The organism is Solwaraspora sp. WMMB762, assembly GCF_049179115.1.
In the GTDB taxonomy this organism is placed as follows: Bacteria; Actinomycetota; Actinomycetes; order Mycobacteriales; family Micromonosporaceae; genus Micromonospora_E.
In genome coordinates this window covers 5,428,063-5,450,167 of the sequence record NZ_JBMHMD010000001.1, presented here as the reverse complement: position 1 = coordinate 5,450,167, position 22,105 = coordinate 5,428,063, and the positions used below count along the sequence as shown (strand labels likewise).

Annotated in this window: 19 protein-coding genes; 7 read left to right on the top strand and 12 right to left on the bottom strand. The window is 67.7% G+C overall.

The features are described 5' to 3' along the window. Positions 1-110: 110 nt before the first annotated feature. Positions 111-602 (top strand): very short patch repair endonuclease, encoded by a 492-nt coding sequence (locus ACN27J_RS24365; protein ID WP_421369825.1) that lies wholly within the window; start codon positions 111-113, stop codon positions 600-602. Here the strand turns inward: ACN27J_RS24365 and ACN27J_RS24360 are convergent. From ACN27J_RS24360 to ACN27J_RS24350, 3 genes are read right to left on the bottom strand one after another with little or no spacing between them, the layout of a single operon-like run. After that, positions 532-2,277 (bottom strand): hypothetical protein, encoded by a 1,746-nt coding sequence (locus ACN27J_RS24360; RefSeq protein ID WP_421369823.1) that lies wholly within the window; start codon positions 2,275-2,277, stop codon positions 532-534. The two genes, ACN27J_RS24365 and ACN27J_RS24360, sit on opposite strands and share 71 nt — an antisense overlap. Next, positions 2,277-5,351, bottom strand: coding sequence for a helicase-related protein (locus ACN27J_RS24355; protein ID WP_421369822.1), 3,075 nt, complete (start codon positions 5,349-5,351; stop codon positions 2,277-2,279). The genes ACN27J_RS24360 and ACN27J_RS24355 overlap by 1 nt, the downstream gene beginning before the upstream one ends. Continuing rightward, the gene (locus ACN27J_RS24350; RefSeq protein ID WP_421372433.1) at positions 5,348-6,970 is read right to left on the bottom strand and encodes a sigma-70 family RNA polymerase sigma factor; all 1,623 of its coding nucleotides are present in this window, start codon (positions 6,968-6,970) and stop codon (positions 5,348-5,350) included. Before ACN27J_RS24350 ends, ACN27J_RS24355 begins: the two co-directional genes overlap by 4 nt. A gap of 340 nt (positions 6,971-7,310) precedes the next feature. On the opposite strand from ACN27J_RS24350, the gene ACN27J_RS24345 reads away from it, so the two are divergent. Further along, positions 7,311-8,420 carry a DNA cytosine methyltransferase gene (locus ACN27J_RS24345; RefSeq protein WP_421369820.1) on the top strand — a complete coding sequence of 370 codons (1,110 nt, stop codon included), beginning with the start codon at positions 7,311-7,313 and terminating at the stop codon, positions 8,418-8,420. Positions 8,421-8,422: 2 nt separating this feature from the next. On the opposite strand, the gene ACN27J_RS24340 is transcribed toward ACN27J_RS24345, so the two are convergent. The 5 genes from ACN27J_RS24340 to ACN27J_RS24320 all read right to left on the bottom strand — a co-directional run bounded on the left by ACN27J_RS24340 (position 8,423) and on the right by ACN27J_RS24320 (position 11,913). Further along, on the bottom strand, positions 8,423-9,418 hold the full coding sequence (locus tag ACN27J_RS24340) for an HNH endonuclease (RefSeq protein WP_421369818.1): 996 nt from the start codon (positions 9,416-9,418) through the stop codon (positions 8,423-8,425). Positions 9,419-9,687: 269 nt separating this feature from the next. Then, positions 9,688-10,161 carry a CinA family protein gene (locus tag ACN27J_RS24335; RefSeq protein ID WP_421369816.1) on the bottom strand — a complete coding sequence of 158 codons (474 nt, stop codon included), beginning with the start codon at positions 10,159-10,161 and terminating at the stop codon, positions 9,688-9,690. 29 nt (positions 10,162-10,190) lie between these two features. Further along, positions 10,191-10,907: a hypothetical protein gene (locus ACN27J_RS24330; protein WP_421369814.1), complete on the bottom strand. Its 717-nt coding sequence runs from the start codon at positions 10,905-10,907 to the stop codon at positions 10,191-10,193. A 355-nt stretch (positions 10,908-11,262) separates the two neighbouring features. Next, on the bottom strand, positions 11,263-11,535 hold the full coding sequence (locus tag ACN27J_RS24325) for a winged helix-turn-helix domain-containing protein (protein WP_421369812.1): 273 nt from the start codon (positions 11,533-11,535) through the stop codon (positions 11,263-11,265). A gap of 159 nt (positions 11,536-11,694) precedes the next feature. After that, on the bottom strand, positions 11,695-11,913 hold the full coding sequence (locus tag ACN27J_RS24320) for a winged helix-turn-helix domain-containing protein (RefSeq protein WP_421369810.1): 219 nt from the start codon (positions 11,911-11,913) through the stop codon (positions 11,695-11,697). Between the two features lie 371 nt (positions 11,914-12,284). Between ACN27J_RS24320 and ACN27J_RS24315 the strand changes: the two genes are divergently transcribed. The 3 genes from ACN27J_RS24315 to ACN27J_RS24305 all read left to right on the top strand — a co-directional run bounded on the left by ACN27J_RS24315 (position 12,285) and on the right by ACN27J_RS24305 (position 15,873). Then, positions 12,285-12,716 carry a DivIVA domain-containing protein gene (locus tag ACN27J_RS24315; protein ID WP_421369808.1) on the top strand — a complete coding sequence of 144 codons (432 nt, stop codon included), beginning with the start codon at positions 12,285-12,287 and terminating at the stop codon, positions 12,714-12,716. Next, positions 12,713-14,683 (top strand): hypothetical protein, encoded by a 1,971-nt coding sequence (locus ACN27J_RS24310; RefSeq protein ID WP_421369806.1) that lies wholly within the window; start codon positions 12,713-12,715, stop codon positions 14,681-14,683. The genes ACN27J_RS24315 and ACN27J_RS24310 overlap by 4 nt, the downstream gene beginning before the upstream one ends. A gap of 248 nt (positions 14,684-14,931) precedes the next feature. After that, complete coding sequence (locus ACN27J_RS24305) at positions 14,932-15,873, top strand: DUF559 domain-containing protein (protein ID WP_421369804.1); 942 nt, start codon at positions 14,932-14,934, stop codon at positions 15,871-15,873. An 80-nt stretch (positions 15,874-15,953) separates the two neighbouring features. Here ACN27J_RS24305 and ACN27J_RS24300 read toward each other — a convergent pair whose 3' ends face one another. Further along, the gene (locus tag ACN27J_RS24300) at positions 15,954-16,262 is read right to left on the bottom strand and encodes an MGMT family protein (RefSeq protein ID WP_421369802.1); all 309 of its coding nucleotides are present in this window, start codon (positions 16,260-16,262) and stop codon (positions 15,954-15,956) included. Between the two features lie 61 nt (positions 16,263-16,323). Between ACN27J_RS24300 and proB the strand changes: the two genes are divergently transcribed. Both proB and ACN27J_RS24290 read left to right on the top strand, forming a co-directional pair. After that, on the top strand, positions 16,324-17,433 hold the full coding sequence (gene proB, locus ACN27J_RS24295) for a glutamate 5-kinase (protein ID WP_282233471.1): 1,110 nt from the start codon (positions 16,324-16,326) through the stop codon (positions 17,431-17,433). 47 nt (positions 17,434-17,480) lie between these two features. Further along, a complete protein-coding gene (locus ACN27J_RS24290) occupies positions 17,481-18,725 on the top strand; it encodes a glutamate-5-semialdehyde dehydrogenase (RefSeq protein ID WP_421369800.1) in 1,245 nt (414 codons plus the stop codon). 38 nt (positions 18,726-18,763) lie between these two features. On the opposite strand, the gene ACN27J_RS24285 is transcribed toward ACN27J_RS24290, so the two are convergent. The 3 genes from ACN27J_RS24285 to ACN27J_RS24275 all read right to left on the bottom strand — a co-directional run bounded on the left by ACN27J_RS24285 (position 18,764) and on the right by ACN27J_RS24275 (position 21,918). Beyond that, positions 18,764-19,552 carry a prenyltransferase/squalene oxidase repeat-containing protein gene (locus ACN27J_RS24285; RefSeq protein ID WP_421372431.1) on the bottom strand — a complete coding sequence of 263 codons (789 nt, stop codon included), beginning with the start codon at positions 19,550-19,552 and terminating at the stop codon, positions 18,764-18,766. A 149-nt stretch (positions 19,553-19,701) separates the two neighbouring features. Continuing rightward, complete coding sequence (gene moeZ / locus ACN27J_RS24280) at positions 19,702-20,862, bottom strand: adenylyltransferase/sulfurtransferase MoeZ (protein WP_421369799.1); 1,161 nt, start codon at positions 20,860-20,862, stop codon at positions 19,702-19,704. Between the two features lie 156 nt (positions 20,863-21,018). Then, positions 21,019-21,918 carry a DUF3152 domain-containing protein gene (locus ACN27J_RS24275; protein ID WP_421369797.1) on the bottom strand — a complete coding sequence of 300 codons (900 nt, stop codon included), beginning with the start codon at positions 21,916-21,918 and terminating at the stop codon, positions 21,019-21,021. Positions 21,919-22,105 lie beyond the last annotated feature (187 nt).

The following is a 22,105-nucleotide window of genomic DNA, read 5'->3' as shown; positions in this document are numbered from 1 at the left end:
CCGTTTTCGAGTCGTTACAAATGAGACGTTCGCCGACAAGTCGCGTTGTCGCCAGTTCGCAAGCCTAACTGCCTGTGATCTAACGGAACGTCCCCAGATAGGTTGGAGAGATGGGCCGAAAGTCCCCCTTGCCCGTACCGCTCGATGCCGCCACGTCGGCCCGACTCCGCCGTCAACCCCGCACCTCGACCAAGCCCGAGCTGTTGTTGCGCCGCGAACTGCACCGCCGTGGGCTGCGCTTCCGCATCCACGACGCGCGGCTGCCGGGCCGGCCCGACGTGGTCTTCACCCGAGCGCGGCTGGCGGTCTTCGTCGACGGCTGCTTCTGGCACTGCTGCCCCGAACACGGCACCCTGCCGCGCAACAACCGAGACTGGTGGCAGGCGAAGCTGGACCGCAACGTCGCCCGCGACCGTGCGAAGGACGCGGCACTGGCCGACCTGGGCTGGACCGTGCTGCACGTGTGGGAGCACGAGGCGACCGCAGCCGCCGCCGACCGAGTCGAAGCGCAGTGGCGGCGGCTGCTGGCCGTCACTCCTCGGGCCGTATCCGCAGGTAGCCGCCCTGACCGAACAACACCCCCCGATCGAGGAAGCGGTTGAAGAACCGGCACGACGGCTCACCCAGATGTACGCAGGCACTGCACGCCCCGCTGCCCCGACTGCAACCCGGGTCCAGCGGGCACCGGTGCTCCGCGTCGACGAAGGTGTGCATCAGGTCGTCGAGGTTGGACTCGAACACCGCTTGCATGCCGCCGAGCACGAAGTCACCCTTGGCGCCGGCGTACACGAAGAACGCCAAATGTCCAGGCAACAGGTACTCGCTGAGCGCATCGCGTTCGATGCCGGAAAAGACCGCTGTCTGGCGAATGAACCGGTGAGCGTAGGTGTGCACCAGCTTGAGAAGGTCGGTGCCGGGTGAGCCGTCGGACGGATCGTCGCGCTTCGACGGCACCACCGCCGACTCCAGCACCGCGACCCGCGCCGCAACCTCGTCCTGGTCTCCGACTTTCCAGCCCGAAAGCCGGTGGCCGCGCCCGGAGAGCCAGGTCGCCACCCGCAGCGGATCCAGCCGAATCAGGAACGCCTCCGTCTCGGCGAGGTTGCCGTACAGCCGGTAGCCGCCCCTCTTACGGCGGAACGGCCGCAACCGGCACTTCGCCGGGTCGTCGTCACCACGGGTGTAGCCGTACATCGCATTGAGCACCGGGAACCGGTCGACCAGGTCCAGCCCGGCCACGCCAGCCCGAGTTAGCGCCGCCGGGTAGCTGTCACGGTAGCGAGCGGCGAGGGCGCCACCGACCCCCGATCCGCCCAGCTTGGTCGTCGGCAATCGGCTCTCGGCCAGCGCCATCGCGATGTCGGCAGCTTCGCGTTCGGCCGTCTCGCGCCGATGTCCCGACAGCCGGTCGATCGGATGCGCGCCCGGCTTGGCGAGCCCTCCATCCCGCTCGGCGCTGTTTGCGGCGTTCTCCGCAATCGCACGATCAAGACCAGAGGCCACGAGTTGCTCGACAAGTTCTTCGCGGGTTGGCAGCGAGCTCACATCGGCAGGGCGGTCGGCGGTCAGCCCTTCGACGACCCAGACGAGCGCCTTGCGAGCACCACCGGCGAGCTTCAGGCCCTCCCGGTGCTCCGGCCTGGGCGGGTTGATGAGCACCGTGCTGCGCGGGGTGTAGACGGTGCGCGCCTTATGGACGTTCCACCGTACGGTGCCTTTGCCGCAGTCGCAGGGCCGGTTGAAGCCAAGCCCTTGCATCGTCTGCTTGCTGCAAGTGGGGCAGACGAAGCTGATGTCGGCCGCCTTGGCGCTCTTCGGAATCACGACCTTGACATCGTCGTGCTCCTTGCAGCGCCGGATCCACGGTTCGTAGATCGCCCCGCAGTCGTGGATGCCCACGAAGTGCAGCTGGCCCCATTTGCCGCGCTGCCCGCACCTGCAGGCTCGGTCCGACGATTTGCCGATGCGCTTGCAGACCCGGCACAGCCACACCTGGGGATACCGTTCGACCGTTACGCCGCGTCGGTCGTCCAGCTCCACGACCTCGACCGGCGCCTTGCGGAGCAGCTCGCCACCCATCCCGTCGTCGTTGTCCTTGACCGCCCACGCGGCGATCTCCCCTAGCAGATGCCGGCGCAACAGATCGGTGTCGACCTCTATCGGGCTAGGTGCCGACCATTCGGTGACCCGGTAGATGTCGCCGCGCAAGTCGACCGTCTGCTCGGGCAGGAAGGTCCGCAGGATCTGGCTGCCGCTGCGAGATGCGAGAGGCTTCATCACGACCGCCTGTCTTCGTGGATCGGTGCGCTGGCCTCGACGTCGCGGAGGCTCCTCATCGGTTGCCGGGGTCCGAGTTCACTGGTGAATCGTGCCCGAGTGCTCGGATCTTCGAGATCCGCGAACCACTCTCTCATCCACTGCGCGATCTGCTCACAGTGCAGCGGATCCGCTACGTCGTCGAACCCGAGCAGCGCCGCGATGTCGGCGGCCTCGCCAGCGGGAGTCATCCCGGAGTCACGGGCGTAGCCGCGCAGGTTCGCCGGTGTGCTGAGTCTCTGTTTGCTCGCCGGTTCGCGGATCATCAACGTTCGCGCACCGACGACACCCGGAATCGTCAGATCCAGCACCCTCCGGCTGCGTCGGGTGATCGGGATCGCGTCGACGAACCGGTCACCCTGTCGGACGTAGGGGCCGAAGTGCCGGAAGGTCTGGGCGTCCCGCTCCCGGCCGATCTTGTGCAGCACGTAGACCAAACCGGGGTGCCGCCGGCCGACCCGGGCCGTCGTCTGGATGAACTCGGCGGTGGTCAGCGGCAACCCCAGCATCACCATCGTGTTGAGTCGGTCGACGTCGACGCCGTGCGAGAGCATCGAGCTGGCTGCGATCACGTGAATGCGGTCGTCGAAGTTCGGCTCCGGGTGGTCCAGACGGTCGAGGATCTCTCGCACCTCGTCGAAGTCGGTCTGGCCGGTGAGCTGCTCGACGTTGATGCCCGACACGGTGTTGTTGCTGCCCAGGCTCCGCCCGGCGGCCTCCACGTCGTAGAGAGTGGTGCCGTACACGACGTCCGTGCCGTACAGGCTGACGAGCTTGTCGACGTGCTGCGTATCGACTCCGGCGTCCGCGCAAACCCTCGCCGGTTCGTCCTTGAGTTCGCGGATGCAGCGCTGCAGCGTGTCCAAGGTCCGGTCGCTGACGTGCTCCAGCGTGACGCCGCGCGGCGCGACCGCCACGAAGCGCCGCAGTGGCTGGTCGGTCGACATCGTCCAGAACGATTCGCCGGCACGCGGACCGGGCTGCGGAAACACGCGGCCGCGCCGGCGATAGAGCACGTCGACCTGATGCTCGTAGCCGGTCAGCGTCGCGCTACTGGCGACGATCTTCGCCCGAGAGCCGCACAGCCTCTGCTGCAGGTGATCCAGCAGGCTCTCGTAATGGGAGTCGACCGCCCCAAGGCTGTCCCGCAGCAGGTGCAGCTCGTCCTGCAGCCGCAACGACGGTCCGAACCGCTCGCCGTCCATCGGCAGGTCCTTGAGCAGCGGCCCGCCTTGGCAGTCCGGCACCAGGCACCCGTTGGGCGACGACGACCGCTGGGCGTAGGTGAACCCGTGCCAGGGCACCGAGCACAGCTTCTGCGGCGGACCAACCAGGCCGCGCATCGCCTGCTGCATGCCGATCGACGCCGCCTTGTCCAAGGTCCCGACGACGACCGTCGGCAGGAAGCGGAACACCTCCTGGTCGACCACGTACATCGGAAGCGGGCGGCTGCCGTTGGGGCAGTCGGTGTTGGTGCAGCGGTGTTCGAGCATCCACCGTTTGCGGTCGAACCGCATCGTCAGCTTCTCCGCCCGACAGAACGGGCAGTGCAGCAAGACCTGGTACTTGTCCGGCATACCAGGGCTGTCCGGAGTGATCTCGTCTTTCTCGGTCGTCGGAACCACCTTGTTGGGTGTGCCCGCTTGACCTACGAGGAAGCCCAGGCTGAACGGCTTGCCTCCCACCTTCTCTTCCTGGCGGACCATTTCGGCGCCTGCGAGCGCGTCAGCGAACCGCTGGGTCTGCTGCAGGCTGAGCAGCCGCAGCGGGAACCGCGACCAGGCCGTAACCCCTATCGTCTTACCCGTCAGCCGGTCGAAGAAGGCCGCCGTGAGCAGCAGACCCAGATACGTCTCGGTCTTGCCACCACCCGTGGCAAACCAGACGGTGTCGACGTACTCGGCTTCCTCGTCCCGCTCGATCAGGAACCGAACCGTTGCCAGCAGGAAGCCGATCTGGAACGGCCGCCACGTGTCGTATCCGCGCCCTTGGGCGCTGCGGGCGATCGCCTTGTTCATCAGCTGGAAGGCACGGCACAGCTCCGGTCGGGCGCGCAGCAGCTCAAGACCGGCGCGGAGCCGGTCCAGCTCGCCGAAGACCTCCGACGCCGACCGGTCCGCCTCGCCCCGCATCTCCGTGGTCCAGCCTTCGGCCGCCTGCCGGGCGTCGAGCACCGACGGCGACCAGTGCGCGTCGTCGTACCCCGCCAGCGCGCTCACGAGCGCGGACAGCTGCGGGATCGGATCGGCTGCCAGCGTCGCGAACGACAGATCCGGCGGCGCCTCGGCACCGTTCCAGTACGTCGGCCGGAAGGTCTGCACCGTCACCGTGTCGGTCGTACGGAAGACGTCGGACTCCAGCACCTCGACGCCGACGTTCACGCCGTAGGCAGGCACCTGGCGGTCGTACCGGAAGCTGTCGGGCAGCGCCTCCAGCTGAAACGGCACGGTTGGCAAGCCGCGCACTTCGATCTGCGTCTCGAAAAGATGGGAGTCGGCCAAGCCAGGCGCCTTGATCGGGCTGGTGTTGACCAGCTGCACGACCAGCTCGGTCTGCTTGTGCCAGTCCTCGACGTCGACCTTGACCTTCGCCGACAGCCCGGGCACGCCGACGGCGGCGAAGGCGTCCTCGAGCTGTTTCGATCCGGCCTCTGTACCGGCGCTGTCGACCAACACCGAGACGACCTCCTCGACGAGATCGCTCCGCCACCAGCGGCCTCTCGGATCTGGATCCTTCGCCTCGTCCTTGCCCCAGGCGCGTGCCCGCACCGTGACGGACATCGACCAGGGCGGCCCGCCGGCCGGACGCAGTCTGATCCCGATCGCACACGGATCCAGCCGTTCCGAACGGTCGTCGTTGAGTCCGTCCTTGACCTCGTCCTCGCAGGACAGCCGCCCGAGCCAGAAGGTGCCGGACGGAGCGACCTCCAGTCGTTCCAGGCCGTCACCACGGCCGGCCGCGATCACCCGACGGTCGAGCCAGGCAACGAACGCCTCGCACGCCTGCTCCAGACTCTGAACCCCTGAGCTAGTCACGAAGCCCACCTCCCTGCTGAAGCACCGTCAGCTCCCGCTCGCGAATCATCGATTAGATATGAACGAAGGCTCTGCACATCAGGGCTTTCCCTGAGCTTGGCCAGCGACTTCCCCAGCAGCTGCCGAATGCGCTCTCGGGTGATATTGAAGTGCACCCCGATCCGGTCAAGCGTTTCCTCTTCGCCGTTACCAATACCAAACCTACGCCTAATTATCTCAACCTCCCGAGGCCGGAGAACAATTTTCACGGCCCTAGCGATTTCGGCTTGGAAAACCGAGTACATCACAATCTCTGCCGGATCAGCCCGACCGTCGCGTTCCCCATCGACCGCCAGAACGTCGGAAAGTCGAAAGTCGCCATCTTCTCCAATCAATTGATCGATGCTACGAACTGGTTGCAGCAGATCAAGCGCGGCCTGCGCCTGCCCCGGCTCGAGCCCGGTCCGCTCACACATCTCCGACAGCGTCGGCTCGCGACCAAATCGGTCGGCCAGCTTCAGCTTGATTGCCCTGACCCTTCGCAACTTCTCGTACATGTGCACAGGAATGCGGATCGTTCTTCCACGGTCGCCGATGCCCCGATCAATCGCTTGCCTGATCCACCAGGACGCATAGGTGGAAAACTTGAAGCCCTTTGATCCGTCGAACTTGTCGGCCGCTCGCATCAATCCAGTGTTGCCGTCCTGGATACGGTCGGCGAACTCGACACCACAGCCTTCGTACTGCTTCAGCTTGGCTATGGAGACGACCAGACGTAGGTTGGCACAGACGAGCTCAGCGTGCGCCCGTCGACCCTCCACCGCTTGTTCCTGCAGCCGTTGTCGAAGCCCAGGGGTCAACCCTGTTTGGTCGGCGTCGTCGAGTCGCTGCTGGGCGGCCACACCTTGCGAGATCGATGACCAAAGCTCCACCTCGCGCACGGCGTTGATCAGCGGATAGCGGCCGATCTGCCGTATGTACAGACGTACCGCATCCCCATCACCTCGAGTAACGGCGGCATCCGACTTGGCTTTGATGGGCCGCGCGCCAGCTGCCACTGGCAGCTCGACGCCGGCCTCCGCTAGCCGATCGAGCAGCTCGCCATGCTGCACCAGGGAGAGTTTGCGCTGAACGGCCAATCGCGACACCTCGTCGCGCGTCAGCTGCCCGCCCTTCCTCTCCCAGTCTCCCAGGAGATCGTCGAGCGCTCGCCCGACGACATCGCTGGCTGGTCGCGGAGCTGGCAGGGGTGGCTCGTCCGCGAACATCCAATCCAAGGCGTCGTCGTCGGTCGACATCTCGGCGAGGCCGACAGGCTCGACCGGCCCATGATCGAGATCAAGGTCGCCGGCAGCAGGTCCGCCCGGCTCTACACCGGCCGGCCGCTCCTCCGGGCCCCTGGTCAGCCCGTTCAAAAGTGCATCCACGTCGTGGTGGCTGATCTGGTGGCGATTCGCAAAGTTGCCCACTAGATTGCGGGCTTGTTCAGCTCCATGCTGTTCGAGGATCGCACGCAACTCGTCGACATGAGCCTTGTTAACGTTGGTCGATTCACGCCTCGTCTGCCGCGCTGCCGACCGGACCATCGCCATGACGTTCGCCTCCTCGATCACGAGTGGCACCATGATAGGGACGAACACCGACAAGAAAACGATTCTCATACATATGTTCGAGCGTCGACGGAGGTCGTTGTCCGCTCGGATGGCAACCAGTTCGACCTTTTCATGCAGGTAAGACCACGTGCCACTCGCCGCGGCCCGCGCGTCGGCCGAGGCCGACCGAGACGAACGTACGAGATTCACAGTCGAAATCACGACGGTACGTCATCCAGCTGGCAAGTCGACCCCGAGAACGTTCCGAACACCCTGGTCGACACACAGTCCACTACGGATCTTGAGCCTGTCGAGGATCGGGCGCGGCACCACACAGGCGACGGCCCGGGGCGTACGCTCTCCTGGTTTGATCCACTAGGATCCCAGCATGGCCGCCCGACCTGTCAAGATCTCCGCTGTCGACCTGTTCTGCGGAGTCGGCGGGCTTTCGTACGGTCTCTTGAAGGCCGGCATCCACGTCGCCGCCGGGGTCGACGTCGACGACAGCTGCGACTACCCGTTCCGCGCGAACATCGATGCGCCGTTCCACCGCCGCGACGTCCGTGAGCTCACCGCCGACGAGCTTGCCGCGATGTGGCCCGGTAAGTCCGTCCGGGTCCTCGCCGGGTGCGCGCCATGCCAGCCCTTCTCCTCGTACCGTCGTGGCGTCGACACCTCGCAGGAGGCCCAGTGGCCCCTCGTCGACGAGATGCTCCGCCTGATCGCGGGCACGCTGCCCGAGATCGTCACGATGGAGAACGTGCCACGGATCGTCAGCACCGCGATCTTCCGCAAGTTCGTAGCCGGGCTGCGCGAGCTCGGCTACTCGGTCGATCACTCGTCGTGCTTCTGCCCCGCGTACGGGGTGCCGCAGCGCCGGCGGCGCATGGTCCTGGTCGCCTCGTTGCTCGGCCCGATCGCGGTTCCTAAGGGCACGGTCCCCAGCTCGGAGTACGTCACTGTCCGCCAACGAATCGGGGGCCTCACTCCAGTGGAGCACGGGCAGGCCGCGGCCGACGACCCGCTGCACAAGTGCCGGAGTCTGAGCGACACGAATCTCGACCGGATCAGGCAGTCCAAGCCGGGCGGTACGTGGGAGCAGTGGGACGAAGAGCTACGCGCGCCCTGCCATCGCAAGGCCTCCGGGTCGACCTTCCGCAACGTGTACGCCCGGATGGCATGGGACGAGCCCGCACCGACGATCACTACGCTCGCGTACAACTACGGCGCCGGCCGATTCGGGCACCCCGAGCAGGACCGGGCCCTCACGCTGCGGGAGGCCGCGATCTTGCAGAGCTTCCCGGAGGAGTACGAGTTCGTGGCCCCCGATCAGCCCGTCCAGTTCGCGCCGCTCGGCCGTCTGATCGGCAACGCCGTCCCGCCTCGGCTCGCGGAGGCCGTCGGGACGGCCATCGTCGACCACGTCCACGCCCACACGAAGCAGAAGCGGTCCCGCCCCCGGGCGGTCGTCCAGCAACTGCCGTTGCCGGCCGTCTGAGGTCAGTGCGTCGCTTCCTCGAAGATGTGCTGGCGATGCCACGCCAGATACTTGGTGTGCGGAGGCTGGGCGCCATCCGGTAGCAGCAGCCGCTCGGCCAGGGGTGGCCGACCAAAGGCCGCTCGCGTCGCAGGGTCCGTCTCGACCGCTGCGGCGAGCACGGGCTTGACGTGGATGCGCAACCCACCGTTGACGGTCAACAGCCCGGTGTCGAACGCGACGTCGTGTGTCGGGCAGGCAGTCAGCCCGTTGCGTGCGTCGAGCCGCTCGGCGTGACTGCACGCCCGCCACGGCTTGATGTGGCTGGCGACGAGCATCCGCGCCGCTCGCTTTTCCGGCAGCGAAACCGAGAGGCCACAGAAGACGCACTGATGCCCGTGGTTGCGCAACACTTCGCTGGCGAACCGGTGCTGGCCGACCCGAACGGCCGCCATCAGGAGACGCTCCGTGGTCCGCTCGTCCAGATCGGCCCGCGAAGCGCGCCACACATCCACTGCCGGGCGAACGGCGGCGGCGACGTCCGTCTCGTCCAGCTCACGCTGGCCGATCAGGAGCAGATCGCCGTCGTCGTCGGCCAGGCCGAGGAAGTCTGGCAGAGCGTCCGGCCCAATACCGACGCTGCGAGCGGCGGTGAGCAGGAGCCGGTAGACAGCGCCGAGCTGTCCAGGCTCGGCGAGCAACTGAGCAGCGACCTGGACCTCATGCTTGGCACCGTTGCGCAGACTGCCGTCGAGATTGGCCATCTTCGCCAAAATGCTCCCGTTTGGCCGGCAGAACAGCCGTGCGATCGTCGGTATGGGCTCGGCGGCGTTGTCCGCCGTGCCTCCGCCGTACCGACGACGATCGACAACTAGGCCCACGGCAAGGCAGATGAGGGTCTCGACCGGCAGGAAGTCGACTTGCCGCTTGCCGGGAACTGGAACGCGAGAGGCGATCGATCTCCACTGCTCACGGGCCGAGCCGAGCTGGATATCGACATAGTCTCGCAGATCAGGCATCTGACCCCTCGGCTTCCCTGATGTGCCCCAATGATGCAGCGCCCGCGATCAGCCAGGGCCCCTGGCGCTGGATGAGTTTGTCCCAGCTCGACATCTTGTGGCCCAATCGGCTGGAATGGGGTCCTGTCTGACCTTCGTCAACCACCAAATGCCTGCCCCAAGAAGTTTCGACCCCGGCGGTTCTCCCAATCCGCCAGGGGCAACTGGATGCCGGGTTTACGGCGGAGATATCACCCACCACCTATCCGAATATTGCAGAGCAACTTCCCTTAAGGGCTTGCAAGTTTGTTGACAACTACCGTCAGCGCCTCACGCGCTGCCCAATTCCGGATAGCCACACGATCAGACAGGGAACTACGCAAGGAGATGCACTGATCACCCACACTATCTGCAAAACCTATATGAAGAGTTCCAACAGGATGTCCATCCTGCATGGTCGGACCCGCTACGCCAGTGGTTGCGAGACCAATAGATGATCCAAATTTCTCTCTAATTCGCGCCGCCATCTGGCGGGCAGTGTTGCAGCTTACCGGTCCCTCCTCCCTGATCGTATCGCGATCCACGCCAAGCACTTCAGATTTGGACTCCGTAGCGTACGTAATCATTCCACCGAGATAGAAACTTGACGCGCCAGGAACTGAGGTTATCAATTCACCAACCAGGCCGCCCGTAAGAGATTCGGCGGTTGCCAAAGTAAGGTTCGACTGCTTGAGCAATTTTGCCAAAGCCTCTTCGGGGAGCATCCTTCAACCAACTCCTTGACGTGAGATCATTACTCGAAAATATCTCTACCATTGTTCTTGATTTGCCTTATCAACTGCTCGATGTCACTGAATCGATACTGTCGAGTTGGCGGTAGTCTGCGACTGGTAGAGTTCGCCGCACCTTCGAGCATAAACGGAAGGGAAACATTCCGTCCAGTGAAGTAGATCGCCGGCTTACCTAGAGCCAGGGCCATCCCGGCCTCCACCAAAGCACTTGACACGATGCTTTCCGGAAATATCATCAAGAACCTTCTACTAGCCCTGACTGCCTCCATATCATTACGAAGTCCAACATCGGTGGCCTCGAAATCTTCGAGAGTCGGCCGATGCTTCCCCGAGTAGTAGCAGCGCAGTCGACAGTGCGTCTCAATTGCCTCCATTACTCTTAGGATATCTTTTCGAAATTTTTCATATCCAATACTCTCCAACGAGCTCATAGGCGACGATATGAAGATATCATACTTGATTTCAGGCTCTTCAGTTACTGCCGTCAAATCATGACCGGAGCGCCCACCGGGATGTTGTGGCACTCGTTCCCCGCGCTTCGTTCCGATCAGTTCCGGTCTCACCAGGGCCAGAACGAAGTACATTAATATAACCAACGCGAGAATACCCATGGTGTACCGGAAAGCACCATCACTGTCAGTCAGCGAAACCGCAAGCGATATCGCAATAGCCTCGACTACCAGCAACGCAAGGGTAGTTACCCCGGAGGCAGACGTCACGCTCCTAATGACAGAGGCTCTGCTAGGCAAGGCACCACTACCCTTCGTTGTCCCTTTCCCACCCACACACGAGGACTGCTCATCTTACTCGGGGATGGACAGATAGCGATGACAGCAGTCTAAGTTGATCTGTCAGATACACGTCGGAAGCCCTTGCGTCCGTTGATCCTCGAAACTACGTATTCGCCACATGTCCGACAAGATAGGAGATCTATTGATTGTCGAGCATAGATAAACTATCGGGCCAGCCAGGCAACGTCGGGCCTCGACGAAGGGGGATGGGTTGCGTCGCACCTGCCGGTCGATAACGACCCTGGCCGCTTGGTGTACGCCACTTGTTAGTAGCACCGAACCATCAGAACTCGAACTCCGGCCGAGCGTCATCGTCACCATCGGGCAGCAGCCACCGGTCGCGAGGCTCAACGAACGTGCCTTTGCCCTGATGACGGCGGACCAGTCGGCGCGCTTCCAGCCGTACGAGGATCATCTTGATGGTCGTAGCACCGACCTTGTAGCGCTTGCTCATCTCGGCGATCGAAGGCAGCTTCTCGCCAGGCTTGAGCTGGCCGCTGACGATCGCAGCACCGTACGCGTCCGATATGCGGATATAGTCCGGCCGGGTAGGCATTGGCGTCTCCTTGCGTGGCAGCAAAGATTACTCAATACCGGTCAGTGCCAGCTGCCGCCTCACCCCGTCAGGCGGCCCACCGTCCGATCTTCATCCTGGTGTCAGGTGTGCGGATGTCGATCTCACCGCCCTGCTCTGCAGCCCCAACTAAAGGGGCAGTCACTTGGGTTCGGCGACGAAGACGCCAACGCCATGGGCGCTCTCGACCAGGCCCTCCGTGCGCAGTGCATGCATGGCGTAGCGGATCACCGAGTCCGAGACGTTGTGCTCGGCCTTGAGCTGGGCAGTTGACGGGAGCTTGTCGCCGGGCCGCAGTTCGCCGCTCTTGATCTGAGCGCGGATGTGGTCGGCAAGCTTCTCCCACTTGGTGGCGGGCATGGGCACTCCTTGGTCTCCACCCGCCATGAGATCACGCGGACAGCTCAGGCAGCAAGATGCCGGTACAGCGAACTAGTGGTGTTGACTTAAGCGAACTACTTCGCTTAGGTTCCTCGGTGCGAGGTTTCCTCCTTGGTCTCCAACCTCAGAGGACTCCACGCGGCTGGTCGGGGCGTGTAGCGGGTCACGCCGTTGGGCGTCCCGGCCCCGAAGGTTTGCCCTGGTCGCCGTACTGCCGAGGAGGGCTGCGGCGATCGGGGTGGGGGTGGCCCCGCCGGGATCGGCAAGCGGCAGGGCCACCCCCGTCCAGACCCACCCACGACACCGCGAGACCCGAACACCAGCAGCGAAGGAATGGGGAGGAACACGTGATGCGAGAGCTCTGGCGACGCTGGCGGCTGCGCCGGCAACGCCGCACCATGGCTGGCACGCCACCGCGCGACTGGCCGAACGGCAGCGGTGTCTACCGCGTACCCGCCGATGGTCGTAGCCGTAATCAGCGGCCCGCCGCGTACCGGCCGATCCGGCCCTGGCAGATCCGCAGCCACCGCTTCCCGACCGTCACCCGCAAGGCCCACGGACCCGGCCTGGACCCCGGCGAAGTCGCCGCCTTCCTCGAACGGGTCGCCCACGACCTCGGCGTCGTCTACGCCGAACTCGACCGCACCTACGAGCAGAACGACCGGATCAAGGACGCGCTCCGCCGCTGGCAGACCAGCCAGGCCCGCGCTGCGCAGGCCACCGTCAACCTGCCCGCCTGGACCGGCGCCGGCACCACCACCAGGTACGCGGGACAGTCGTGACCCACGACCCGACCCCGCACCACACCGTCACCGTCGTCAGCTGCCCCCGCTGCGACGGCAGCCCCGCCGCAGCCTGTCCGCGCTGCGGCGGGGCCGGCAAACGCCGCGCCCAGTTCGTGCTCACCGTCGCCAACATCGACACCGCCGCCGTCGCGTCGGCGAACGTCGTACCCGGCGCGGTCACCCCGACCCGCACCGACGACGGCCGCTTCTGGTGCCTCGACCTGGCACCCGTCGTCGACGACCTCGCCGCCCGGGTCGGCGCCGCCCACGTCTACGACCCCGAACTACCCGGCGAACCCATCTTCGCCCCGTGGGCGGAGCTGCCCGCCGGCTGGCAACCCGACCTGCCCGACCACCAACGGCACGCCCTCGAAGCCGGGCCGATCGCCGGCGAAGGCTACGAACCATGGCGGATCTGGTACGGCCGCAGCGCCGCCCCACCACCACCCGACCCGGCCCGCCGCCTCGGCGAACTCTGCGAAACCGCCGAACTGCTCTGCCTCGACCTGGTCGTCGAAGCCCGCCGCGACCCACTCGCCCCCGACAGCGACCGCTTCCGCTGGGACGTCCGCTTCGAACTGCCCGGCAGCCCGGTCCCCGCCGGCACCGGCCGCTACGGCAGCTTCGCCGAGGCCGCCACCCGGGTCAGTGTCGCCCGCGCCTGCTACGAGCTGGTCGACCGCGGCCAGCACGCCCCCGCCCACTACGTGACCCCGCGCCCGGCCAGCGGCATCAGCCTCGGCCCGCCACCGGTCGACGTCGACCAGCTGGAACGCCGCATCGTCGCCGACTGCTCCGCGCTGCTCACCGGCGAGCCGACCCCCGGCGCGCACGCCATCTGGCGCGACGGCCGCTGGTGGCACACCACCCTGCGCACCGCCGACACTCACACCGGCACCGGCACCGGCTCCGGCGGGCGGCTGGCCCGCTCCTGGCAGCCGCCCCCACCATCGTGGCAGGGACCACCGATCCCACACCGGCGCTGCCCCGACTGCACTCACCTGCCCCACTGGGAAGACTGCGACTGCGAACCGATCGGTGGCTGCCGCACCTGCGGCGGCACCCACCGCATCTATCAAGGTGCGACCGTCACCATCGCCGCCGGCCGCCGCCGGGTCCGCCACCTCAACTGGCCACCCCTCGGCGGTACGCCGCCAGCCGCACCGCCCTGGATCGGCTACCACCCCAACGGCAAGGCGATCCACCAGCTCCCGCCGGAGTACCAGCTCGCCCACCAGCTGACCGAGATCGGCCTCGACCCGACCGAGCTGGCCACCCTCGACGGGCTCACCATGCACCTGCGCGACCACGAGCTGCTGCACGGCTACGCCACCGTGCACCGCACCGGCGGCAACCCGGTCACCGCGTACCTCGAAAATGTCACCAACGGGCACCCCGGCGGGCGGATCATGCTGCACGCCAGCCCACCGAAAGTGCCGCCCCTGGCCACAGTGGTCAAACTGGCGTACGCCCTCGACCTGGCCCTGGTCGTCAGCGTCGCCGACCACCGCCGCAACGACGGCATCCCGTACCAGGTGCAGGGCCTGCGGTGGGGGATCCGCTTTGCCCCACCCGACACCACCCGCCACCTCGGCCGCTGGGATCCCGGGGCACACAGCCCCAGCCTGCCGAAGGCGATCGCGCAGGCCCTGGAGTACCTCCCCAACGCCACCGACGCCACCGTGCCCGCCGACCCGACGACCCCGATCCCGGTGCCGACCAACCTCCACAGCAGCCCAGGTGAGCCCGACGGCGCAGGCGATGCCCAGCCCGGCAACGGCCTACCCGACCCGGTGCCGGCGCTCACCGCGCTCGCCACCCACCACCCCGGCACCGCCGTCACCGTCCTGCTCACTCCACAGCGATGCGAAGTCCACCTGCCCGACGGCCCGCACCACACCAGGCTGATCGCCACCGCCGCTACCCTCGACGGAGCAGTCACCGCGGTGACTGCCGACATCTGACCGCACGCCGCCAGCTCGGCGCCACCAGCGGGAGACCGCGCCGACCTCACCCGCAGGCGGGGCAGTCACCAGTCACCGTCATCGACTGCCCCGCCTGCACCAAACCACCACCGGCTCCCGCCCCTCCACCGTCCGCACCGGGCCGGAGCCTCCCAGCAGCCCACTCCCCCTCACTCTTGAGTCGGATTCGCGACCAGATCGACGATCGGGGCAGCGAAGCATGCATGTGTGCCGGCAAGCTCTGCCGGATGGCCCGCCCCGTCAAGGTGCCCCGCGAGTTGACCGTCGAACCGTTCGCCGGCAGCCAGGCGATCGCCGCCGGCCTGCTCACCAAGCGGATGCTCGCCGGCCCGACCTGGCGCCGTCTGCTCCACGACGTCTACGTGCATGCTGACGCGTACCAGCCAAACGACCACCGGATGTGGTGCCTCGCCGTCGCAGTCCGTCTCCCACCCATTGCGACTATCTACGGCCTGAGCGCCGCCTTTCTCTGGGGCGTCGACCTGCTGCCACACAAGGGCGCTGTGCCAGCACCCGTGCACGTCGCCGTACCGAGCAAGGCTCGACCAGACCCGCACCCCCGCATCCGGTACGCCAACCTGGCCCTCAACTGGGAGCATGACGTCACTTCCCTCACCGGGATGCCCATCACCACCGGCGTCCGGACCGCCTTCGACCTGGGTAGGCGGCTGCCAAGGGCCGACGCGCTCGTCGCCCTGGACGCGCTCCTGCGCCGCCGGACCTGCACGAAAGCCCAACTATCGGCGTACGTCGACGCCCACCCGGGGCGACGGCAGGTAAAGCAGCTCCGCGAGTTGCTGATCCTCGCTGAGCCGTTGAGCGAGTCACCGATGGAGAGCCGGCTCCGGCTGCTGCTGCACGACGCCGGCCTGCCGAAGCCCACCCCGCAGTTCAAAGTCGTCGCCCCAACAACCAGCTCGGCAGGCTCGACAGGCAGCGGGAAGTTCATCGCCAGGGTCGACCTGGCGTACCCGCAGTGGCGCATCGCCATCGAGTACGAAGGCGACCACCACCGGGAGCAGGCCACCTTCCGCAAGGACGTGCACCGGTTCAACGCCCTGCGGGCCGCCGGTTGGCTGGCACTGCGCTTCACCGCCGACGACGTACTCCGGCGAAGCGAACAAATCCCCCAAACAGTACGGCAGGCGATCGCCGAGCGTGCCGGGTGACCGCGTCGAGTGGAGGGCTGGGGTACATAATTCCGCGAGAATTACGTACCCCGGCCCTCCACTCGCGGGTCTCACCCGCTTTACTGCGGCGGGTACCAGGCGGCGGCTTTCATGTCGACGCCGTCACCGCGCAACGGACAACCCTCGGCGCGCAGCAAAGCAGAGGCGCGCTCCTCATGCCCCGGCGGCAGCCGGCCGGCCGACGAAACCACCCGGTGCCAGGGGACGGCGGAGCCGTGCCGCGCCATGATGTTCCCGACCAGGCGGGCAGAACAACGCCGACTGCGCTCAGACAACGCATCAGCGACCGCGCCGTACGACATGACCTTCCCAGCTGGGATGCGTTCGACGAGCGCCAGCACTTCCTCCACGTACTCCTGCGGGGTCACGCGCGCCACGATATGAGATCTCGGGCCGACGACGCGCACGCCGGCGCGCACAATGGGGCTCGTGCGTGCCGCAGTTACCCAGGCGAAGCGGGTCGTCGTCAAGATCGGCTCATCCTCCCTCACGACAGCGGAGGGCGGACTGGACGGCGACCGGGTCGACGCCCTCGTCGACGTCCTCGCCTCCCTCACGAACGACGGACGGGAGGTTGTGCTCGTCTCCTCCGGGGCGATCGCGGCCGGGCTCGCGCCGCTCGGGCTGACCCGACGCCCAAATGACCTGGCCACCCAGCAGGCGGCGGCCAGCGTCGGGCAGGGGCTGCTGATCGGCCGGTACGCCGCCAGCCTGGCCCGGCACGGTCTGACGACCGGCCAGGTGCTGCTGACAGTCGACGACGTGACCAGGCGGGTGCACTACCGCAACGCGTACCGGACGTTGCGCAAGCTGCTCGACCTCGGCGCGGTCCCGATCGTCAACGAGAACGACACGGTCGCCACCGACGAGATCCGGTTCGGCGACAACGACCGACTGGCCGCCCTGGTCGCCGCCCTGGTCCACGCCGACCTGCTGGTGCTGCTCTCCGACGTCGACGCCCTCTACACCGGCGACCCGGCGAAGCCGGCCAGTGAACGGATCACCGAAGTACGCGACGCCGCCGACCTGGCCGGGGTGGCGATCGGCAGGGCCGGACGGGCCGGGGTCGGCACCGGCGGCATGGTCACCAAGGTGGAGGCGGCCCGGATCGCCACCGGATTCGGCATCCCGGTGGTGCTGACCGCCGCCCCGCTCGCCGCCGAAGCATTGCGCGGTGACACCGTCGGCACCCTGTTCCACCGGGTGGAGCGCCGGCCCGCCGCCCGGCTGTTCTGGCTGGCGCACGCCACCGCGCCCCGGGGCCGGCTGCACCTGGACCCCGGGGCGGTGCAGGCGGTGGTGGCCCGCCGCAAGTCGCTGCTGCCGGCCGGGATCACCGCCGTTGACGGTACGTTCACCGCCGGCGACCCGGTCGACCTGGTCGACGCGGCGGGTGCGCCGGTGGCCCGTGGGCTGGTCAACTACGACGCGGTGGAGTTGCCGACGCTGCTCGGCCGGTCCACCGGTGAGCTGGCCGCGGCACTGGGGCCAGGATATGAGCGGGAGGTCGTGCACCGTGACGACCTGGTGCTCCTATGACCACACGACAATCGAGTGACCACACGACATTCGAGGAGAAGCTGACCATGAGCGTGACCGAGCAGGCCAAGCGGGCGCGGGTGGCGGCCGACGATCTGGTCACCGCAACCCGGGCGACCAAGGACGCCGGGTTGCTGGCGATGGCCGATGCGCTCGTCGCCCGTACCGCCGAGATCGTGGCCGCGAACGCGGCCGACCTGGACGCCGGACGGGCCAACGGCCTGTCGACGGCGATCCTGGACCGACTGGCGCTCAACGAGAAGCGCGTTGAGGACATGGCGCAGGCGCTGCGGGAGATGGCCGGCCTGGCCGACCCGGTCGGCGAGGTGGTACGCGGCTCGACGCTGCCCAACGGTCTGGAGCTGCGCCAGGTGCGGGTGCCGTTCGGGGTGGTCGGCATCATCTACGAGGCGCGGCCGAACGTGACCGTCGACGCCGCCGGGATCTGCCTGAAGTCGGGCAACGCGGCGCTGCTGCGCGGCTCGTCGTCGGCGGCGCACTCCAACGCGATCCTCGTCGAGGTGCTGCGGGACGCGCTGGTCGGCGTCGGCCTGCCGGCGGACGCGGTGCAGCTGCTGGACGCCTCGTCGCGGGACTCGGTCAAGGAGCTGATGCGGGCGCGCGGCCTGGTCGACGTGCTGATCCCCCGGGGCGGGGCGGACCTGATCCGCACCGTGGTCGAGGAGTCGACGGTGCCGGTGATCGAGACCGGCGTCGGCAACTGCCACGTGTACGTCGACGCCGCCGCCGACCTGGACAAGGCCCTCGCCGTGGCGGTCAACTCGAAGACGCAGCGGCTGTCGACCTGCAACACCGCCGAGTCGCTGCTGGTGCACGTGGACGTGGCGGCGGCGTTCCTGCCGAAACTGCTGAAGGAACTGCGTGACGCGAATGTGACCGTGCACGGCACCCCGGAGGTCGCGGCGTTCTCGGCTGACGTGGTGCCGGCCACGGACGAGGACTTCGCCACCGAGTACCTGTCGGCGGACATCTCGGTCGCCGTCGTCGGCTCACTCGACGCGGCGGTGGCGCACATCAAGCGGTACGGCACCGGGCACACCGAGGCGATCGTCACCGACTCGGCGAGCGCGGCCCGGGAGTTCACCGCCCGGGTCGACGCGGCGGCGGTGATGGTGAACGCGTCGACCCGGTTCACCGACGGCGGGCAGTTCGGCTTCGGCGCGGAGATCGGCATCTCCACCCAGAAGCTGCACGCCCGTGGGCCGATGGGGCTGCCGGAGCTGACCTCGACGAAGTACGTGGTCACCGGCGACGGCCACCTGCGCGGGTAACCCCACCCGACGGCAGGCGCGCACGCCGCCAGGCCCGGTCAGCGGCAGGCGCGGATCGCGGCCAGGACGACGTGCACCTCGAACGCGTCGCCCGCGTCGCTGTCCCAGCCGCCGTCGCTGCGCTGGGTGGTGGCCAGCCGACGGCGGGCGTTGGTCAGCAGCCAGTCGTCGTCGGCCAGGCCGGCCCGGCGCAGCGCGGCGGCCAGCTGGGCGACGTCACCGGGGGCCATGGTGGCGAGCCGGTCGTTGAGCACCACCTGCATCCGGGCCGACTCGTAGAACATGGTCTGCCGGTAGAGGGTGGCGGCGGCCAGCCAGCCGGCCAGCAGGTACGACGGCCAGGTGCCGTCCGGGCGCATCTGGGCAGCCAGGTAGTGGGCGGCGCGCTGCGCGGCGGCGCGGTGACCGGGGTCGCCGGCACCGTCGGTGTCGGCGACGCTCAGCCAGTAGCCGGCGTTGGCGGTCAGGTAGTAGGTGGCCTCCGGGTCGCCGGGCCGCGCCCAGTCGGGTGCCTCGGCGGCCAGGGTCTCGTCCTCTTCCCAGCTGCCGTCGGCCCGTTGCCGGGCGGCCAGCCAGTCGAGCGCCTTGCGGGCCGGTGGCCGGTCGAGCGCGCCGAGGTCGTCCAGTTCGGCGAGCCGGAAGCAGGTGGCGTCGACCGAGGCGACGTCGCCGGCCCAGAAGGCGGGCCAGCCGCCGTCCGGGGCCTGCCCGACCTCGGCGCTGGTGAGTGCGTCGGGCTGCGGGGCGGCCCCGGTCCGCAACCAGGACAGCCGGGCCCGGTCCACGGTGTCGCCGTGCGCGACGACGAACCCGATGGCGGCATCCATATCGACCACGGACGACAGGCTACCGCCGGGTCCGCCGGTCCGCCTCGGTAACTCAGTCAAGGTCAACTAGCCGGCCGGGGACCTGGACGGACCAGATCCCCGGCGGCGCCGTCGTCAGCGGCCAGCAGGGTGGTGGCCGGCGGGCTGGATCAGTAGCTGGGCAGCGACGGGTCGATCTGCTTGACCCAGGAGAGCACCCCGCCCTGGACGTGCACGGCGTCGGCGAAACCGGCGGCCTTGACCGCGGCGAGGGCTTCGGCCGACCGTACGCCGGACTTGCAGTGCAGCACGATCTGCCGGCCCTGGGGCAGCTTCGCCAGCGCCTCGCCGTTGAGGAACTCGCCCTTGGGGATCAGCGTCGAGCCGGGGATCTTGACGATCTCGTACTCGGCCGGCTCCCGGACGTCGACCAGGAAGAAGTCCTTGCCGGCGTCCTGCCAGTCCTTCAGCTCGCGGGCGGTGATCGTGGAGTCGACGACCGCCTCCTCGGCCTCGGTCGACACCGCGCCGCAGAAGTCGTCGTAGTCGATCAGGCCGGTGATCGGCTCGCCGTTCGGGTCCTTGCGGATCTTGATGACCCGGTAGGTCATCTCCAGTGCGTCGTAGACCATCAGCCGGCCGAGCAGCGGGTCACCGATGCCGGTGATCAGCTTGATCGCCTCGGTCACCATGATCGATCCGATCGAGGCGCAGAGCACGCCGAGTACGCCGCCCTCGGCGCAGGACGGCACCATGCCGGGCGGCGGCGGCTCCGGGTAGAGGTCCCGGTAGTTCGGGCCGTGCTGGTCCCAGAAGACGCTGACCTGGCCGTCGAACCGGTAGATCGACCCCCACACGTACGGCTTGCCGAGCAGCACGCAGGCGTCGTTGACCAGGTAGCGGGTGGCGAAGTTGTCGGTGCCGTCGAGGATCAGGTCGTACTGGCCGAAGATGTCGAAGACGTTGTCGTTGTCCAGCGACACGTCGTGGATCTGGATGTTGACGTACGGGTTGATCTCCCGCACCGACGACGCGGCCGACTCGGCCTTGGACCGGCCGATGTCCGACTGGCCGTGGATGATCTGGCGCTGCAGGTTCGACTCGTCGACGGTGTCGAAGTCGACGATGCCCAGCGTCCCGACACCGGCCGCGGCCAGGTACATCAGGGCGGGTGAGCCGAGCCCGCCGGCGCCCACGCAGAGCACCTTGGCGTTCTTGAGGCGTTTCTGGCCGTCAACCCCGACATCCGGGATGATGAGGTGCCGCGAGTAGCGGCGGATCTCATCGACGGTCAGCTCGGCGGCGGGTTCGACGAGCGGGGGCAACGACACGGTGAACTCCCCGGGATCGGCAATGCTGGCTGCGCTATTGTTGCTCGCTTCGCGCCGACTCGGCCATGAGTAGCGACACCGCCCGCCATCCGGGATCCGGGAATAGCCGTTCCCGGCGCGGGTCGCCACCCGGCACCCTGGACCGGTCGCTCCCGGTCAGGTCATCGGTGGGCCGGTGTACCGCTTACCGTCCAGGTACGGCCAGCCGTTGGCCACACAGCCCTGCATCCCGTACGTCTGCTGCTGCATCACCGGAGCGGGTCGGCCGGGTGCCGGGCAGAGTTCGTGGCCCATGCCGAACTGGTGACCGACCTCGTGGTTGATCACGTAGGCGCGGTACTCGGCGAGTGTCCCGTCGTAATGTGGCACCGCCTCCAGCCAGCGCGCCAGATTGATGATCACCTGGCCCGGCAGCCGGCATGAGGTGTACTTCTCGGTGGACAGCCCACCGAGGGCGCACATCTGCTCCGACGTGCCCGGGGTGGCCAGGTAGATGGTGAACTCGGCCGCGTCGACCCGGGACACCCGCTGCAGCCGGAACTGCCGGGAGGCGATCCAGCTGCGTCCGTCGCCGAGCGTCGCGTCGACGATCGCGGCGAACTCGTCGGCGCGCTGGCCGGTCCCGTCCTCGACGGCGACCCGGAACCGGCGGAGTTCCCCGGCCCAGCCGAGCAGCGGGCCGGTCCCGGTGAGGTAGCCGAAGGTGCCCGGCCCGGTCTCCGGGTAGCTGGCTGGCGACGGGGCCGGCGACGAGGCGGGCGGCAGGCCGGCGCCGTCCGGCGGTGCGCTGCCGGCGGGTGCCGCCCCGCCGCCGGGGCCGGGCTCGCGTACCGCCGCCGCCAGCAGCCCGGTGGCGTCGGGCCCGGCTCGCAGGACGTCGGTGACGATCAGCGCCGCCGCCATCGTCACCAGGACGAGTGCCCCGGCCCGGCGGCGTCGGCGACGGGCCGCCCGTCGACGCTCCGTCCGGTGATCCCGCTGGCGGTCCGGCCCGTGCTCCGGCCCGTTGCCCGGCCGGTGCTCCGGCTCCTCGGTGACTGGTCGTCGGTCGTGCATCGTGGCCCGCCCCTCATGGCGTGCTTCGCCACCCGCGCCGGTCGGACTGGTGCACGACAGGGGGCAAACCGGCGCGAATCCCTGGCCTGACCCGCCCAGATTGTCACGTCATGTCGGTAAGGCCCGAACGACGCGCGGGGACCATCGGTTCAGGGATTCAATCCGACCGTACGCCCCGTGTCCTCCG